The organism is Cryobacterium sp. TMT3-29-2, assembly GCF_004564305.1.
GTDB lineage: Bacteria > Actinomycetota > Actinomycetes > Actinomycetales > Microbacteriaceae > Cryobacterium > Cryobacterium sinapicolor.
In genome coordinates, this window is record NZ_SOGK01000136.1 from 40,521 (window position 1) to 57,211 (window position 16,691).

The window sequence follows — 16,691 nt, forward strand, 5'->3', positions numbered from 1 at the left end:
TCGGCCCCACATCAGGCCGGGACGACAGAATGGACAAGCGATTGGCACTCACCGCCGACGTCAAAGACGAGCTTGCTCGCGTCGAAATTTCCAAGACCACGGTGCGTGCAGCGGAACTGGCCACCATCCTCCGTTTCTCCGGCGGACTGCACATGATTTCCGGGCGGATCGCCATCGAGTCGGAGCTTGACACCCCTCTGCTCGCGCGGCGCGTGCGGAAGGACCTTGCCGAGCTGTACGGCGTGCGCAGCGACGTGACCGTGATCCCCGCCGCCGGCCTGCGGCGCGCCAGCCACTACCTGGTGCGGGTACTCGACGGCGGTGAGACGCTCGCGCGCCAGACCGGACTCCTCGACGCGAGACGGCGTCCGATTCGCGGGCTGCCGAATCGTCTCACCACGGGCTCGAAGGAAGAGATCGCCGCCGTCTGGCGCGGCGCCTTCCTCGCCCACGGGTCCCTGACCGATCCGGGCCGCTCGGCGGCGCTAGAGGTCACCTGCCCCGGGAACGAATCCGCCATGGCCCTGGTCGGAGCCGCCGGCCGCCTCGGAGTCGTTGCCAAGGCGCGCGAGGTGCGGGGCGTGCACCGGGTCGTCATCCGTGACGGCGACGCCATCGGTGCCATGCTCGTGCAGATGGGGGCTCAGGAGACCGTGCTGAACTGGGAAGCCCTCCGCCAGCGCCGGGAGGTGCGTGCAACCGCGAACCGACTGGTCAACTTCGACGACGCGAACCTGCGCCGCTCCGCCCAGGCCGCGGTCGCCGCGTGCGCACGCGTGCAACGCGCCATGGAAATCCTCGGCGAGGAGATCCCGGAGCACCTTCGCTACGCGGGTGAGCTGCGCTTGTCCTTCCGGGACTCCAGCCTGGATGAGCTCGGCCATCACGCCGACCCGCCCATGACGAAGGATGCCGTCGCCGGCCGCATCCGTCGCCTGCTGGCCATGGCCGACAAGAAGGCGACGGACCTGGGCATGCCGGGCACCGACGCGAACTTGCCAGCCGACCTCGACGACGTCTGACCGCCCGACATTCAGCGTTCATCCACGTTCGTCACAGCAACACCGCATCCTGAGTAGACTGGAATGGTTGCTCACGAACTGGTGGCGGAGCATTTCGCGCCGACGACTACAGAGGAGATGCACATTGGCTGAATACACACTTCCGGCTCTGGCCTACGACTACTCGGCCCTCGCGCCAAGCATCAGCGGCACAATCATGGAACTCCATCACGGCAAGCACCACCAGGCTTATGTCACCGGTGCCAACACCGCCCTGGCCCAGCTGGCCGAGGCCCGCGACACCGGCAACCTCACCTACGTGAACAAGCTCGAGAAGGACCTCGCGTTCAACCTCGGCGGCCACGTCAACCACTCGATCTTCTGGACCAACCTGTCACCCGACGGCGGAGACAAGCCCACCGGCGACCTGGCCGCTGCGATCGACGACAACTTCGGTTCCTTTGACAAGTTCCAGGCCCACTTCGCGGCTGTGGCACTCGGCGTGCAGGGCTCCGGCTGGGCGGTCCTCGCCTGGGACTCGATCGGCCAGCGCCTGATCATTCAGCAGTTCTTCGACCAGCAGGCCAACTTCGCGGCCGGCACGATCCCGGTTCTGATGCTCGACGTCTGGGAGCACGCGTACTACCTCGACTACCGCAACGTCCGTGCGGACTACGTGAAGGCCTTCTGGAACATCGTCAACTGGGCCAACGTCCAGGAGCGCTTCACCATCGCACGCGAAAAGACCACCGGGCTGCTGCTCCTCTCCTAAGGGGAGCCGGGCCCCACGGGGGCCCGCAGCCCGTCCGATTCACCCACCAAAACGCGCTCACGCGCACAAGCAATAGGAGACCTCAGTGTCTGTAAAGATTGGTATTAACGGATTTGGCCGCATTGGCCGTAATTATCTTCGCGCCGTCCTGGCCCAGGGCAGCGACATCGAGATCGTCGCCGTGAACGACCTCACCGAGGCGAAGACGCTGGCTCACCTTCTTAAATATGACTCCATCACCGGTCGCCTCCCCGCCACCGTCGAGGTCGACGGAGACACCATCCTCGTCAACGGTAAGCCGATTAAGGTTCTCGCCGAGCGCGACCCCGCCAACCTGCCCTGGGCAGCACTGGGCGTCGACATCGTGATCGAGTCCACCGGCCGCTTCACCAAGGCCGAGGATGCGCGCAAGCACATCACCGCCGGTGCCAAGAAGGTCATCGTTTCCGCTCCCGCCTCCGGCGACGCGGCAACCATCGTCATGGGCGTCAACGAGGCGGACTACGACCCGGCCAAGTTTGACATCATCTCCAACGCGTCGTGCACCACGAACTGCCTCGCGCCCCTCGCGAAGGTCTTCAACGACAACTTCGGCATCAAGCACGGCCTGATGACCACGATCCACGCGTACACGGCCGACCAGAACCTGCAGGACGGCCCGCACTCCGACCTGCGTCGCGCCCGCGCCGCCGCCCTGAACATCATCCCGACCTCGACCGGTGCCGCCAAGGCCCTCGGCCTGGTTCTGCCTGAGCTCAAGGGCAAGCTTGACGGCTTCGCGCTTCGCGTTCCGGTTCCCACCGGCTCCATCACCGACCTCACCGTCGTCGCCGAGCGCCCCGTCACCGTCGAGGCCATCAAGGCTGCGTACAAGGCTGCCGCCGAGGGTCCCCTCAAGGGCATCCTGATGTACACGGAGGACGAAATCGTCTCGAGCGACATCGTCACCGACCCGCACTCCTCGATCTTCGACGCCGGCCTGCTGCGTGTCATCGGCGACCAGGTCAAGCTCTCCGCATGGTACGACAACGAGTGGGGCTACTCCAACCGCATGGTTGACCTCACCGCGCTCGTCGCCAAGAGCCTCTAACGGGGTCCGCAGTGACGCTGCGTACTATCGATTCACTGGGGCAGCTCGGCGGAAAGCGCGTCATCGTCCGGTGTGATCTGAATGTGCCGTTGCAAGACGGTCAGATCACCGACGACGGCCGCGTGCGGGCATCTCTGCCCACCATCAAGGCGCTCATGGAGCAGGGTGCCCGAGTTGTGATCGTGTCGCACCTCGGCCGACCGAAGGGCGCACCGGAAGCCAAGTACAGCCTGGCTCCCGTCGCGGCCCGCCTCGGCGAGCTCCTGGGCGCGGACGTGGCCTTCGCCACCGACACGGTCGGCGCTTCGGCGCAGGCCGCCGTCGCCGCGCTCACCGACGGTGAGGTGGTCGTTCTCGAGAACCTCCGCTTCAACGCGGGGGAGACCGCGAAGGACGACGCCGAGCGCGCATCATTCGCCACGGAGCTTTCGGCTCTGGGTGACGTGCTCGTCTCGGACGGCTTCGGCGTCGTGCACCGCAAGCAGGCCAGCGTGTACGACCTCGCCGGGATCCTTCCCAGCGCGGCCGGGCTCCTGATCGCCGCGGAGCTCGAAGTCCTGGACCGCCTCACCGAAAAGCCCGAAGCTCCGTACGCGGTGGTTTTGGGCGGCTCGAAGGTGTCCGACAAGCTCGGCGTGATCGGGCACCTGCTGCCCCGGGTCAACTCGCTCCTCATCGGAGGCGGAATGGCTTACACGTTCCTCGCCGCGCAGGGACACAAGGTGGGCGCAAGCCTGCTGGAAGTCGACCAGATCGAGACCGTTCGCGGTTACCTTCTGGAAGCGGAGCGCCTGGGCGTGAAGATCGTGCTGCCGACGGATATCGTCGTCGCCTCCAAATTCGGGGCAGACGCCGAGGTTGCGGTCACTCCGGCCAACGCGATCGAGGACACCACCTTCGGTGCCTCCGGTCTCGGCCTGGACATCGGTCCGGAAACCGGTGCGGCGTTCGCCGACATAATCCGGTCGTCGAAGACGGTCTTCTGGAACGGCCCGATGGGCGTGTTCGAGATGGCACCGTTTGCCGAGGGCACCCGTGCGGTGGCCGGCGCGCTGACCGAGGTCGACGGCCTGAGTGTTGTCGGTGGCGGAGATTCGGCCGCGGCCGTGCGCATCCTCGGTTTCACCGATGACCGGTTCGGTCACATTTCTACCGGCGGCGGCGCCAGCCTCGAGTTCCTCGAGGGTAAGCGCCTGCCAGGACTGGAGGTCCTCGGATGGCAGTAAACGAACACCCACGGCGTACTCCGCTGATCGCCGGCAACTGGAAGATGAACCTGGATCACCTCCAGGCCATCGCATTCGTCCAGAAGCTCGCGTGGAACCTCAAGGATGCGAAGCATGATGTCGCCGCGGTCGAGGTTGCGGTGTTCCCACCGTTCACCGACCTCCGCTCCGTGCAGACGCTCGTCTCCGCCGACAAGCTACCGATCGCTTTCGGCGGTCAGGACCTGTCGGCTCAGGATTCGGGTGCGTTCACCGGCGAGATCTCCGGCGCGTTCCTCGCGCAGCTCGAGTGCAAGTACGTGTTGATCGGTCACTCCGAGCGACGCACACTGCACGCCGAGACTGACGAGGTCGTCGCGGCGAAGGTCGCGGCAGCGCTCAAGCACAACCTGGTTCCGATCATCTGCGTCGGCGAGTCCGCCGCAGACTTGGAACTGCACGGTCCGAGCGCCGTGCCGGTCGCCCAGTTGCGGGCGGCCCTGTCCGGCGTGACCAACGCGGCCGACTTCGTCGTTGCCTACGAGCCAGTCTGGGCGATCGGTTCCGGCAAGGCGGCAACGCCTGAGCAGGCCGAGCAGGTTGCGGCGCAGTTGCGTCTCGTGCTGAAGGAGACGCTGGGTCAGGATGTGGCCGACAAGACCCGCATCCTGTACGGCGGTTCCGTGAAGGGTTCGAACATCGCGGGCTTCATGCGCGAACCGAACGTCGACGGCGCCCTCGTGGGCGGCGCCAGCCTGGACATCGACGAGTTCTCGAGCATCGTCCGGTTCCAGCAGCACGTCGGTCTGTAACAGGACGACTGCATGAAAACTGCTGTCTCACCTCGACAGCAGGACGTAACCAGCCCACCGGCCCCCAACAGGGGGTCGGTGGGCTGGTTCGTGAGTCAGGCTATGATTATCACTGATCTTGATGGGTTTCTTGTGCCCATCGCACTGTGAAAGGTTTCGCGTGGAGATTCTCCAGGTTGTGTTGCAGGTGTTGCTCGGAATTACGAGCCTCCTGCTGACCATGCTCATTTTGCTTCACAAGGGGCGTGGTGGCGGTCTGTCCGACATGTTCGGCGGAGGTGTCACTTCCAACCTCGGCGCGTCCGGGGTCGCGGAGCGCAACCTCAATCGGATCACCGTCATCCTGGGGCTGCTCTGGATCACCTGCATCGTGATCCTGGGACTCATCACCAAGTTCGACACGGGGCTTTAGCCGCCCGTTTCACAGGTTCGACGAGCTTCGGCTCAACCGGTCAATCGGCTTCAACGCCCTTTTCAAGCGGAGGAACATAATGGCATCTGGTGGCAGCGCAATCAGAGGATCCCGGGTCGGTGCCGGCCCCATGGGCGAGCAGGACCGCGGCTTTCACGCGGACCGCATCAAAGTGTCTTATTGGGACGCCCTCGGCAACGAGACCGTTCGATATTTTGCGGCGAACCTCCCCGACGAGGAGATCCCCGAAACGATCGATTGCCCGTCGTCGGGGCTCCCGGCCGGGCGCGACAAGGAGAATCCGCCGTCGGTGGTCAAACTCGAACCGTACAAGACGCACCTCGCGTACGTGAAGGAACGCCGTACCGAGGAAGAGGCAGAGTCGCTTCTCGAGGAGGCGCTGCAGCAGCTTCGCGTGCGCCGGGGAAAATTGTCCGCGACGAACTGACGCATCTGGTTCAATGTGAAAGGCCCCGACTCCGGTCGGGGCCTTTCACATTGAGCGGGTTCAGCAGGGGCGGTGGCCGCGTTTAGAAGTTCGACGCGGTGAGGTTCTCGGGTACCTCCGCAGCCGCCTCCCGGTCGACGAAGAAGTTCGTGTACCGGCGGCCCTTGATGCCCGCCACGGGAACCTCGTCGCGACTCGCGCCCGCGAGGGCGAGTCCGAGTGCCGAGGCCTTGTCCGGACCGGCCAGCACCATCCACACGCATCGTGAGGAGTTCAGGGCCGGGCGGCTGAGGCTGAGCCGCTCCGACGGGGGCTTGGGGGAGTTGCGCACGGCGAGCACGCTCTTGCCGTGCTCGCGGATACCGGGCTGGTGCGGGAACAGGGAGGCGACATGGCCGTCCGGGCCTACGCCGAGGAAGGTGATGTCGAAACGCGGCAGGTCGGTTCCCTCGATCGAGGAGGACTCAAGCAATGCGGCGTACTCCTCGACGGCGGCGTCAAGGTCGACCCCCTCGTCGGAGGCGGCGAACGGGTGGATGTTCCCCTCCGGGATCCGGATGTGATCGAGCAGGGCCGTGCGGGCCTGGAGCTCGTTTCGGTCGGGGTGCTTCTTGGGCACCCAGCGCTCGTCGCCCCACCAGAAGGTGACTTGGTCCCAGTCGATGGTGTCGCGGGCCGCAGAGGCGTTGACAGCCGCCAGGACCTCCATTGCGACGGTCCCGCCGGCCAGGACGACGTTGACCTCACCCTGTTCATGCAGGAGGTCCACGGTCGTTGTGATGAAACGTGCCGCAACCGAGGCAGCCAGGGCCGCCCGATCGGGGTGCACGAGTACGCGTCGTTCGTTGGTCACGGTCGTCCTTCGTTGTGTTCTGCGACCACATCGTCAAGGTGCGGTAGGCCGCGCGTGATGACCTCACCATACAGCTCATCGGGGTCGAGGCGTCGCAGCTCGTCGCTGAGGCAGTCGCGCAGACTTCGGCGCTTGAGGGTGAGGTCCTGGACCGGCTGGCCGGGCTGGGTGAGTCTGGCGATATTGGGAACGTCGCGTTCGAGCGAGATCAGCCCGGCCGAGCGGGTCAGGTGTACGCTTCGGATGCCGTGGGACAGAGGCCCCGTGGTGAACTCGTACTCGACGGGGACCTGCAACTGCAGGGCGAGCCAGGCGGCAAGCAGGGTCGTGGATGGGGAGTCCGCGGCACCGGACACCTGCACCGCGGTCACGGGCAGGTACGGCGGCTGGTCGAGGACGGCCGCGAGCTGGGCACGCCAGAGGGTGAGCCGGGTCCAGGCGAAGTCCGTGTCGCCGGGCCGGTAGGAGCTGCAGAGGTGGTGCAGCGCGCCCTGCGGGTCAGGCTGCGCGGAGGCATCCGTGATGCGCCGGTGGGCGATGCGTCCGAGTGGCGATTCGGCGGGCACGGTCGGCGCCACACCCGGCCACCAGGCCACGACCGGGGCATCGGGCAGGAGCAGGCCCATAACCAGGCTCTCCGGGTCGCTGGCGGCCTCGCCGTAGGCGCGCAGCACGATCACCTCGCTGGCGCCCGCGTCGCCACCGACGCGGATCTCCGCGTCGACCCGGGGGGCGAGCGGAGCGGCGGTGGCGTCCTGGTCCATCGTCGACAGAACGATCACGCGCATGGGGTGTTCCCGGGACGCGTCGTTGGCGGCTTCGATGGCCTCTTCCTCGCGGCCCATGGTCGACGCGATGATCAGCGTGAGGACACGGCCGAGGGCCACGGCACCGCCTTCCTCACGGATGCGCACCAGGGACTTCGAGATCTTGGAGGTGGTGGTGTTGGGCAGATCGACGATCATGGGCGTCTCCAGTGTCGGCCGTCTCGGGACAGCAGTTCATCGGCTGAGGCAGGACCCCAGGTTCCGGGCCGGTATTGCTCCGGCTGGCCCTGCTCCGCCCAGAAGTCCTCGATCGGGTCGAGGATCTTCCAGGAGAGCTCGACCTCCTCATGCCGGGGGAAGAGGGGCGGGTCACCCAGGAGCACGTCGAGGATCAGACGCTCGTAGGCTTCGGGGCTGGCCTCCGTGAAGGCATGCCCGTAGCCGAAGTCCATCGTCACATCGCGCACCTGCATGCCGGCGCCGGGCACCTTGGAGCCGAACCGGATGGTGACGCCCTCGTCGGGCTGTACCCGGATGACCAGGGCATTCTCGCCCAAGGGTGCGGAGTTGCCCTTCCCGAAGAGGTGCTGGGGGGCGCGTTTGAAGACCACGGCGATCTCGGTGACCCGGCGGCCCAGCCGCTTGCCCGCACGCAGGTAGAACGGGACTCCCGACCAACGCCGGTTCTCGATGGTCAGCCGCAACGCGGCATACGTTTCGGTGATCGATTCAGGGTCCATCCCCTCCTCGTCCAGGAAACCCAGGACTTTCTCGCCGCCCTGCCAGCCGCCGGTGTACTGGCCCCGGGCGGTGCCGCGAGCCAGGTCGTCAGGAAGCCGAACGGAAGCGAGGACCTTCTCCTTCTCCGTGCGCAGGTCGGCCGCGTCGAAGGAGATGGGCTCCTCCATGGCGGTCAGCGCCAGGAGCTGCAGAAGGTGGTTCTGGATGACGTCCCTGGCCGCGCCGATACCGTCGTAGTAGCCGGCTCTGCCACCCACGCCGATGTCTTCGGCCATGGTGATCTGAACGTGGTCGACGAAGTGGGCGTTCCAGATCGGCTCGTACAGCTGGTTGGCGAAGCGCAGGGCCAGGATGTTCTGCACGGTCTCCTTGCCCAGGTAGTGGTCGATGCGGAAGACCGAGTCGGGCGGGAAGACCGACTCGACGACGGCGTTCAATTCGCGCGCGGTCTGCAGGTCGCTGCCGAAAGGCTTCTCGATCACGACCCGCCGCCACTGCCCGTCTGTCTGCTCGGCCAGGCCGGAGCGACGGAGCTGCTCCGTGACCTGGGGGAACGCCTTCGGCGGGATCGACAGGTAGAACGCATGGTTCCCCATCGTCCCGCGCTCCCGGTCGAGCTGGGCGATGGTGTCCTTGAGTAGCTGGAACGACGCGGCGTCGTCGAAGGACCCCGGAACGAAACGGATGCCCTCGGCCAGCTGGGTCCAGACGTCCTCGTTGAACTCCGTGCGCGCGTACTCCTTGACCGAGTCGTGCACGACTTTCATGAAGTCCTCGTCGGTCCAGTCCCGGCGAGCGAATCCGACGAGCGCGAAGCCCGGCGGAAGCAGGCCGCGGTTGGCCAGGTCATAGACGGCCGGCATGAGTTTCTTCCGCGACAGGTCACCGGTGACGCCGAAGATCACGAGGCTGCTGGGCCCGGCGATACGATTCAGACGGTAGTCGTTCGGTGAACGCAGTGGATTGAACTCCGGGGTGATTTCCACCGGGGACATGCAGCTCCTTCGAGGTGTGGCGGTCGAGCACGATCGAATCCGGCGCCGGCCGGGTGGCCGGCGCCGAACGGTCTAGCGCAGGGCGTCGAACAGGGTCGTGATGTTTGTCGCCGGGTCGGTCAGCGTCAGCGTCAGCACCGGGCGACCGTGGTCCGCCAGCACGCTGGCGTCACCGCTGGCCTGGGCCTGGATGAGTTCCCCGAACGTGAAGGGGCGCTCCGGGATGTCGAGGTCGACGTCCGGGGTGGTGAGGATCTGCAGGAACACGCCGGAGGCCGGTCCGCCCTTGTGCAGCTGGCCGGTGGAGTGCAGGAAACGGGGTCCCCAGCCGAACGTGACCGGGCGCTTGGCCAGTGCTGCCAGCAGGTCGCGGATTTCGGCGAGCTGCGGGAATGCGAGCCGGTTGACGTAGGCCTGCACTGAGATGTAGCCGTCCGTGCCCAGCTCCTCGATCAGGGCATCGACAGCGGAAGCCAGGTCGCTGGCGGCCCCGATCACGTGCGCGGTGCCGCGGATCTCGATTCCGTCCGAGATGAACGCGGCCGGGGCCGGCTCGGGGCGGGCGTCGAGCAGGCCGCGAGTCGCGTTCTTCGCGGCCTCGACATCCGGCTGGTCGAACGGGTTGATTCCGAGCAGGCGGCCGGCGACGGCCGTGGCGTACTCCCAGACGAGGAACTGCGCGCCGAGGGTGCCGCTGACCCGGATCTCATCGCGTCCGTTGTCGTCGGGGAACACGTGGAGGCCGGCGTCGGCGACTAGGCGCACAACCTGAAGGTCCGGGAGGTTCAGCGCCAGTTCGGGGGCGTCCGGGTCGAGCACGACCGGGAGGATGCCGATGCCCTGCTTGCCGGTGGATTCGGCGATGAGCTGTTCGGCCCAGTCCGGGAAACCGACGATGTGGGTACCGTCCGCGACGATCGCGAGCTTGTCGCGGCGTGGGGTGGTCGCGGCGATGGCCGCACCCAGGATGAGGCCCGGGTTCTCGGGGCTGTCCACGGCGAGGGAGAGCGAAATGGCCTCCGCCTCGTCGAGCAGTTCGGCGATGTCGACGCCGGCGAGGCCGGAGGGGACAAGTCCGAACGCGGTCAGTACCGAAAAACGTCCGCCGACCGTCGGGTCCGCGTTGAAGACGCGGTAGCCAACGGCGCGGGCGTCCGCGTCGAGCGGGGAACCGGGGTCGGTCACGATGATGATGCGCTCGACGGGGTCGATACCGGCCTTGCGGAACGCGCGCTCGAAGACGCGGCGCTGGCTGTCGGTCTCGGCGGTGGATCCGGACTTCGATGACACGACGAGTGCCGTCACGGCCAGGTCCTCGCCGAGGGCCGCGAGGACCTGCCCGGGGTCGGTCGAGTCGAGCACGGTGAGGTTCACGCCCGAGGTGCGGGTGATGACCTCGGGGGCCAGCGACGAGCCGCCCATGCCGGCGAGGGCGATGCGGGTGACGCCGGCGGCCCGCAGGGAGTCACGCAGGGCGAGGATCTCCGGGACCAACGGGCGGGAATCCGCGACGGACTCCGTCCAGCCGAGTCGCTTCGCGGCTTCGGCTTCGGCGTCCGGACCCCAGAGGGCCGGGTCGAGGGCGGTGATCCCGGATGCGACGAGGTCGGCCACCAGGGTCGGGACCGTGGTGCGAACGGCCTCCGCCGCCGCGCCGGTGACCGAGATTCGGAAACTCACAGCGCGGCCTCGGTCTCGGTCGCCTTGGCGGCGTCGAGCGCAGCGGTCACGGTGTCGAGGAGTTCGTTCCAGGAGATGATGAACTTGGCGACGCCTTCGGCTTCGAGAACCTGGGTGACGTCGTTGTACGAAACACCCTCGTTGGCGAGGGCGTCGAGGACCCGGTTGGCTTCGTCGTACGCTCCGGTGATGGAATTGGCGGGGATGACGCCGTGGTCGAGTGTGGCGTCGAGGGTCTTCTCGGGCATGGTGTTGACGACCTCGGGCGCGACCAGGTTGGTCACGTAGAGGGTGTCGGGGAGGGTGGTGTCCTTGACGCCGGTGGAGGCCCAGAGGGGACGCTGCTTGTTGGCGCCGGCGCTGATCAGGCCGAGGGCGCGCTCGGTGGAGAAGGCTTCCTCGTAGACCTGGTAGGCGAGCTGGGCGTTCGCGACGCCGGCCTTGCTCTTGAGGGCGAGCGCGGCATCCGTGCCGATGACCTCGAGGCGGGCATTGATCTCGGTGTCGACCCGCGACACGAAGAACGATGCCACGGAGTGGATCGTGGCGAGGTCGATGCCGGCCGCCTTGGCCTTCTCCAGGCCGGACAGGTACGCGTTGATGACCTGGCGGTGACGCTCGAGGCTGAAGATCAGGGTGACGTTGACGCTGATACCGAGGGCGATCGTCGCGGTGATCGCGTCGAGGCCTTCCACCGTGGCGGGGATCTTGATCATGGCGTTGGGCCGGTTGACCTTCGCCCACAGTGCCTGGGCCTGCGTGACCGTGCCGGCCGCGTCGTGGGCCAGTCCGGGCTCGACCTCGATCGAGACGCGCCCGTCGACGCCGTGGGTGCGATCGTAGACGGGGCGGAAGATGTCGCTGGCCGCGGTCACATCGTCGGTGGTGATCTCGAACACGGCGTCGTGCACGCTGGTTCCGGCGGCGGCAAGAGCGGCCACCTGCTCCGCGTACGCCTCGCCCTTGCTGAGGGCGCCGGCGAAGATCGTCGGGTTGGTGGTCACGCCGACGACGTTCTTCGTGTCGATCAGGTTCGCCAGGCCGCCGGAAGCGATGCGCTCACGGGACAGGTCGTCCAGCCAGATGCTGACGCCGGCCAGTGACAGCTCGGCGAGGGGAGTGGTTTCAGTCATATTTCGTATCTCCTTGGAATGCAGGGTAATCAGGTGTGTGCGGTGTCGCGGCGCGGCGATCTCAGTGCGCGGCGAGGGATTCCTTGGCGGCGGCCACGACGGCATCCGTCGTGATGCCGAATTCACGGAACAGGGTCTTGTAATCGGCCGACGCACCGAAGTGCTCGATCGAGACGCTGCGGCCGCGGTCGCCGACGTACTTGTCCCAGGTCAACGCGATGCCCGCCTCGACCGACACCCGGGCGGTGATCGATGCCGGCAGAACCGACTCGCGGTACTCGGCGCTCTGCTCCCTGAACCATTCGAGACTGGGGGCGGAGACGACGCGCGCGCTGATGCCCTCCGTCTGGAGCTGCTCGCGGGCCGCGAGGGCGAGTTGCACCTCGGAGCCGGTGCCGATCAGGATCACGTCGGGGGTTCCGCCCTGCGCCTCGGCGAGCACGTAGGCGCCCTTCGCGACGTTCTGGGCGGATGCGAGCACGTCGCCGGTGGCGTCGCCCTCGCCGCGTTCGAACACGGGAATGTTCTGGCGGGTCAGTACGATGCCGGCCGGGCCCTGGCGACGCTCGAGGATGGTCTTCCACGCCCAGGACACCTCGTTGGCGTCGCCGGGGCGCACCACATCGAGTCCGGGGATGGCGCGCAGGGTTGCGAGCTGCTCGATCGGCTGGTGGGTGGGACCGTCCTCGCCGAGGGCGACGGAGTCGTGCGTCCAGACGAAGATCGTCGGGGACTGCATCAGTGCGGCCAGACGGATGGCCGGTCGCATGTAGTCGCTGAAGATCAGGAAGGTGCCGCCGAAGGGGCGGGTGTTCCCGTGCAGCACGATGCCGTTGAGAATGGCGGCCATGGCGTGTTCACGGATGCCGAAGTGCAGCACACGGCCGTACCGGTCGCCGGTCCATTCACCGGTGGAGTGCTCGGCCGGGATGAACGAGGCCGCACCAGCGATGGTGGTGTTGTTCGATTCGGCGAGGTCCGCGGAGCCGCCCCAGAGTTCGGGGATGACGGCGCCGAGGGCGGTCAGGACCTTGCCGGACGCGGCACGGGTCGACACCTCCGTTCCGGCGGCGAAGACGGGCAGGGCCGCGTCGACGCCGTCGGGCAGGTCGCCGGAGAGCACCCGGTCGAGTAGGAGTTTGCGCTCGGGGTTCGCGGTCGCCCAGGCGTCGAACTCGACGGTCCAGGCGGCGTGCGCGGCGGCGCCGCGGTCTACGGCCCGGCGGGTGTGCGCGATGACCTCGTCGGTGACCTCGAAGGTCTGCGCGGGGTCGAAGCCGAGAACCGTCTTGACGGCGGCCAGCTCCTCCGCGCCGAGCGCCGAACCGTGGATCTTGCCCGTGTTCTGCTTCTTCGGGCTGGGCCAGCCGATGATGGTCTTCAGGATGATCAGCGACGGCTTGTCGGTGACGGCCTGGGCCGCCTCGATCGCGTCGTTGAGCGCGGCGACGTCCTCGACGTAGGCGCCGGTCTTCTTCCAATCGACGGTCTGCACGTGCCAGTCGTAGGCCGCGTACCGGGCCGCGACGTCCTCGGTGAAGGCGATGTTGGTGTCGTCCTCGATGGAGATCTGGTTGCTGTCGTAGATCGCGATCAGGTTGCCGAGCTGCTGGTGTCCGGCGAGGGAGGAAGCCTCGCTCGTGATGCCTTCCTGCAGGTCACCGTCTCCGGCGATCACGTAGACGAAGTGGTCGAACGGGCTGGTGCCGGCGGACGCATCCGGGTCGAACAGTCCCCGCTCGAAGCGGGAGGCGTAGGCGAAGCCGACGGCGGAGGCCAGTCCTTGGCCCAGGGGACCGGTCGTGATCTCGACTCCGTCGGTGTGACCGTATTCCGGGTGCCCGGGGGTCTTGGAACCCCAGGTGCGCAGCGCCTTCAGATCGTCGAGCTCGAGGCCGTAGCCGCCCAGGTACAACTGAACGTACTGGGTGAGCGAGCTGTGTCCGACCGAGAGGATGAAGCGGTCACGACCGATCCACTCGTTGTCGGACGGGTCCCGCCGCATGACCTTCTGGAACAGAAGGTAGGCGGCCGGAGCAAGGCTCATGGCGGTACCCGGATGTCCGTTCCCGACCTTCTCCACGGCGTCGGCCGCGAGGAGGCGTGCGGTGTCGACCGCCTTGCTGTCGATGGAATCCCACTGCAGTGCTGCCACTTGGTATTGACCCTTCTGAAGACAAGGGAGAAGGTTGCTGAGAACCCGCACCCGCTATTGTGCGCGCCCGAGGACATCAGCGTCATCACGGTGTCGCAGCAGATGCCCGGTTCCGGTGGATCAGCATGCATGCACCGAGATTGGCGAGCATGCCCCAGTATAGGCAACGCCGGTTCGGACCCGGTGATGTGTCCTTCCGTGGCGCACCCGAGCGGGCCGTCGACGGTCCCGGTTCCGGCTGGTCGCCTAGAATCACATTCACTGTCACCAGCATTGGAGGAGCCATGCCCGGAGCCGCCGAAACCTACATCCTGAGCACCCCGCGCACGTTCCGCCGCACGGCCAGGGCCTACCTGTCGCTGACCAAGCCGCGGGTCGTGGAGCTGCTTCTGGTGGTGACCGCTCCCACGATGATCCTGGCAGAGCAGGGCATCCCGAGCCTGTGGCTGGTCCTTGCGACCCTGATCGGCGGTTCCCTCAGTGCCGGCTCGGCCGGGGCATTCAACTGCTACCTCGACCGGGACATCGACCGGGTGATGAAGCGCACCCGGAATCGCCCACTGGTCACGGGGGAGCTCTCCGACCGGCAGGCGCTGGTGTTCGCGTGGCTGGTCGGATTGGCATCCATTCTCTGGTTGCTGGCCTTCACGAACTGGCTCGCCGCGGCCTTGTCGCTCGCCGCCATCCTGCTCTATGTCGTCTTCTACACGATGGTGCTGAAACGGCGCACGGCCCAGAACATCGTGTGGGGCGGGATCGCGGGCTGCATGCCGGTGCTGATCGGCTGGGCGGCCGTGACCGGCGACCTGTCATGGCCGCCGTTCATCCTGTTCCTGATCATCTTCCTCTGGACGCCGCCGCACTACTGGCCGCTGTCCATGAAATACCGGGACGACTATCAGGCGGCGGGGGTGCCGATGCTTGCCGTCGTTCGGGGCCGGAGTCAGGTGGGCCTGCAGGTCATCCTCTACGCCTGGGCGACCGTCGCCTGCTCGCTACTGCTCGTGCCGATCGCCGACATGGGTCTGTTGTACCTTTTCGTGGCCTTGGTCACCGGCGCCTGGTTCATCTACGAAACGCACCGGCTCTACGGCATGGCGATCCGCCATGCGGAGGTGTCCCCGATGCGCGTCTTCCACGGGTCGATCGCGTACCTCACCCTGCTGTTCTTGGCCGTCGGGGTTGACCCGCTGCTCCCGTTCTAGAGAAGCGCCTGGGGCGACGGCATCGGCTAGCGGCGTCCGACCAGAGCGGCGTCGGTTGCCAGCGGTGACAGGCGCATGTCGACCGGTGCGCGGAGATCAAGGACCAGCGCGGTCATGACGGCAACGAGCACGCAGGAAAGCACCATGTGGATGCCGACCAGCCCGGCCGGGAGCCCCGTGTTGGACTGGATCAGGCCGACGCCGACCTGCATGGCCTCGACGAGCAGCAGCAGCAGGGCCCAGCCCTGCGTGGGCAGGGCGCGCGAGAAGGCGGCGACCAGGAGGATCACGGTGAGGACCACGGTGGCATAGGCCGGCCAGCTGTGCACGTGCTGCAGGACTTCGGGGTCGAGGCCGGTGCGCGGAGCATCCGCGTCGCCGGCGTGCGGGCCGGAGCCGGTGGTGAGGATGCCGACGAGGATCGTGATGAACACGACCGCACTGGTCACGTAGGCCAGCGTCCGGTACCGGACCGGCACCGCGAGGGTGCGTTGCACCCGACCGGTGTAGACGCGGTGCACGAAGACGGTGCACAGCGATACCAGGATCACGGAGATCACGAAGTGGAAGCCGACCACATACGGGTTCAGCTGCGCGAGGACGCTGATCCCGCCGATGACGGCCTGAGCGGGAATGCCCAGGCCCGCCAGCAGGGCGATCCAGAACAGGTCAGGGCGCTCCTTGCGCAGGCGGACGACGGCAAGGAACGCCGCGATGGCGATCAGGCCGAGGGCGATCCCGAGCAGGCGATTGCCGAACTCGATGAAGCCGTGGATTCCCATCTCGGGCGTGTTGACCAGGGAATCGGCGGTGCACTTGGGCCAGGTGGGGCAGCCGAGGCCCGAGCTGGTCAGGCGCACGAGGCCGCCCGTGCCGACCAGAAGAATCTGGGCGGCGAGGTAGACCCACGCGATCACCCGCACGCGCCTGTCGATCCTGTTCGGCAACCACGCCGCAATTCGATTCACCGGTTCTGCTCCCTCTTCAATGGACCACATGTGAAAACGCCGGGTCGCACGAAGGATCCCGTCGCCAGCCTGTAGAATTAGGTGTTTCATGGGCGGGAACACAGCGGTTGACATAATCGCGGCGCACCACCCCGTCGTTCTTAAACATCTTAGGTACGCAACGTAGCCGCCCACACAACCCGTTCCCCGACCGGGTCTCCGCTGGAGGCCATTCTGGGAATGACCGGACTGATATCCGGGTTGCCGTGGATGGGAGAAGAGGTAGATATGTCTGACGTCCTGCTTGACCGCCCTGAACTTTCGGGGCTCGGCGTGTATGAATTCGGTTGGTCGGATTCCGACGCTGCCGGGGCCTCCGCTCGCCGTGGCATCTCGCCGGAGGTGGTGACCGACATCTCCAACCTCAAGAGCGAGCCGGAGTGGATGTTGCAGCGTCGCCTGAAGGCCCTCGAAC

At 66.8% G+C, this 16,691-nt stretch carries 15 protein-coding genes and 1 pseudogene; 9 read left to right on the forward strand and 7 right to left on the reverse strand.

Annotated features, from left to right (window positions below; translation table 11 throughout):
* Positions 1 to 41 precede the first annotated feature (41 nt).
* The 7 genes from whiA to E3O67_RS15940 all read left to right on the forward strand — a co-directional run bounded on the left by whiA (position 42) and on the right by E3O67_RS15940 (position 5,740).
* Entirely contained in the window at positions 42 to 1,022 is a 981-nt protein-coding gene (gene whiA / locus E3O67_RS15910) for a DNA-binding protein WhiA (protein WP_135103152.1), read from the forward strand.
* A 124-nt stretch (positions 1,023 to 1,146) separates the two neighbouring features.
* A complete protein-coding gene (locus E3O67_RS15915) occupies positions 1,147 to 1,773 on the forward strand; it encodes a superoxide dismutase (protein WP_135103148.1) in 627 nt (208 codons plus the stop codon).
* 85 nt (positions 1,774 to 1,858) lie between these two features.
* On the forward strand, positions 1,859 to 2,863 hold the full coding sequence (gene gap, locus E3O67_RS15920; RefSeq protein ID WP_134396085.1) for a type I glyceraldehyde-3-phosphate dehydrogenase: 1,005 nt from the start codon (positions 1,859 to 1,861) through the stop codon (positions 2,861 to 2,863).
* Positions 2,864 to 2,874: 11 nt separating this feature from the next.
* On the forward strand, positions 2,875 to 4,089 hold the full coding sequence (gene pgk, locus E3O67_RS15925; protein ID WP_134431191.1) for a phosphoglycerate kinase: 1,215 nt from the start codon (positions 2,875 to 2,877) through the stop codon (positions 4,087 to 4,089).
* Positions 4,080 to 4,880: a triose-phosphate isomerase gene (gene tpiA, locus E3O67_RS15930; RefSeq protein ID WP_134431194.1), complete on the forward strand. Its 801-nt coding sequence runs from the start codon at positions 4,080 to 4,082 to the stop codon at positions 4,878 to 4,880. The genes pgk and tpiA overlap by 10 nt, the downstream gene beginning before the upstream one ends.
* A 160-nt stretch (positions 4,881 to 5,040) precedes the next feature.
* Positions 5,041 to 5,292 carry a preprotein translocase subunit SecG gene (gene secG, locus E3O67_RS15935; RefSeq protein WP_104170978.1) on the forward strand — a complete coding sequence of 84 codons (252 nt, stop codon included), beginning with the start codon at positions 5,041 to 5,043 and terminating at the stop codon, positions 5,290 to 5,292.
* A gap of 79 nt (positions 5,293 to 5,371) precedes the next feature.
* A complete protein-coding gene (locus E3O67_RS15940) occupies positions 5,372 to 5,740 on the forward strand; it encodes an RNA polymerase-binding protein RbpA (protein ID WP_134431197.1) in 369 nt (122 codons plus the stop codon).
* Between the two features lie 82 nt (positions 5,741 to 5,822).
* Here the strand turns inward: E3O67_RS15940 and pgl are convergent, their stop codons facing one another.
* From pgl to tkt, 6 genes are all read right to left on the reverse strand, one after another.
* Positions 5,823 to 6,593 (reverse strand): 6-phosphogluconolactonase, encoded by a 771-nt coding sequence (gene pgl / locus E3O67_RS15945; RefSeq protein WP_134431200.1) that lies wholly within the window; start codon positions 6,591 to 6,593, stop codon positions 5,823 to 5,825.
* Positions 6,590 to 7,558, reverse strand: coding sequence for a glucose-6-phosphate dehydrogenase assembly protein OpcA (locus E3O67_RS15950; RefSeq protein ID WP_135103149.1), 969 nt, complete (start codon positions 7,556 to 7,558; stop codon positions 6,590 to 6,592). The genes pgl and E3O67_RS15950 overlap by 4 nt, the downstream gene beginning before the upstream one ends.
* Positions 7,555 to 9,096 (reverse strand): glucose-6-phosphate dehydrogenase, encoded by a 1,542-nt coding sequence (gene zwf / locus E3O67_RS15955; protein WP_134431206.1) that lies wholly within the window; start codon positions 9,094 to 9,096, stop codon positions 7,555 to 7,557. Before zwf ends, E3O67_RS15950 begins: the two co-directional genes overlap by 4 nt.
* Before the next feature lie 72 nt (positions 9,097 to 9,168).
* Complete coding sequence (locus tag E3O67_RS15960; protein WP_134431209.1) at positions 9,169 to 10,776, reverse strand: glucose-6-phosphate isomerase; 1,608 nt, start codon at positions 10,774 to 10,776, stop codon at positions 9,169 to 9,171.
* Entirely contained in the window at positions 10,773 to 11,909 is a 1,137-nt protein-coding gene (gene tal, locus E3O67_RS15965) for a transaldolase (RefSeq protein ID WP_134431212.1), read from the reverse strand. The genes E3O67_RS15960 and tal overlap by 4 nt, the downstream gene beginning before the upstream one ends.
* 61 nt (positions 11,910 to 11,970) lie before the next feature.
* On the reverse strand, positions 11,971 to 14,064 hold the full coding sequence (gene tkt / locus E3O67_RS15970) for a transketolase (RefSeq protein WP_135103150.1): 2,094 nt from the start codon (positions 14,062 to 14,064) through the stop codon (positions 11,971 to 11,973).
* Between the two features lie 284 nt (positions 14,065 to 14,348).
* On the opposite strand from tkt, the gene E3O67_RS15975 reads away from it, so the two are divergent.
* Positions 14,349 to 15,269 (forward strand): heme o synthase, encoded by a 921-nt coding sequence (locus E3O67_RS15975; RefSeq protein WP_134431218.1) that lies wholly within the window; start codon positions 14,349 to 14,351, stop codon positions 15,267 to 15,269.
* Positions 15,270 to 15,295: 26 nt separating this feature from the next.
* Here E3O67_RS15975 and E3O67_RS15980 read toward each other — a convergent pair whose 3' ends face one another.
* Positions 15,296 to 16,237 carry a heme A synthase gene (locus E3O67_RS15980; protein WP_135103151.1) on the reverse strand — a complete coding sequence of 314 codons (942 nt, stop codon included), beginning with the start codon at positions 16,235 to 16,237 and terminating at the stop codon, positions 15,296 to 15,298.
* 267 nt (positions 16,238 to 16,504) lie between these two features.
* Between E3O67_RS15980 and E3O67_RS15985 the strand changes: the two are divergent.
* Positions 16,505 to 16,691, forward strand: a pseudogene (locus tag E3O67_RS15985) (Fe-S cluster assembly protein SufB); the annotation flags it as partial.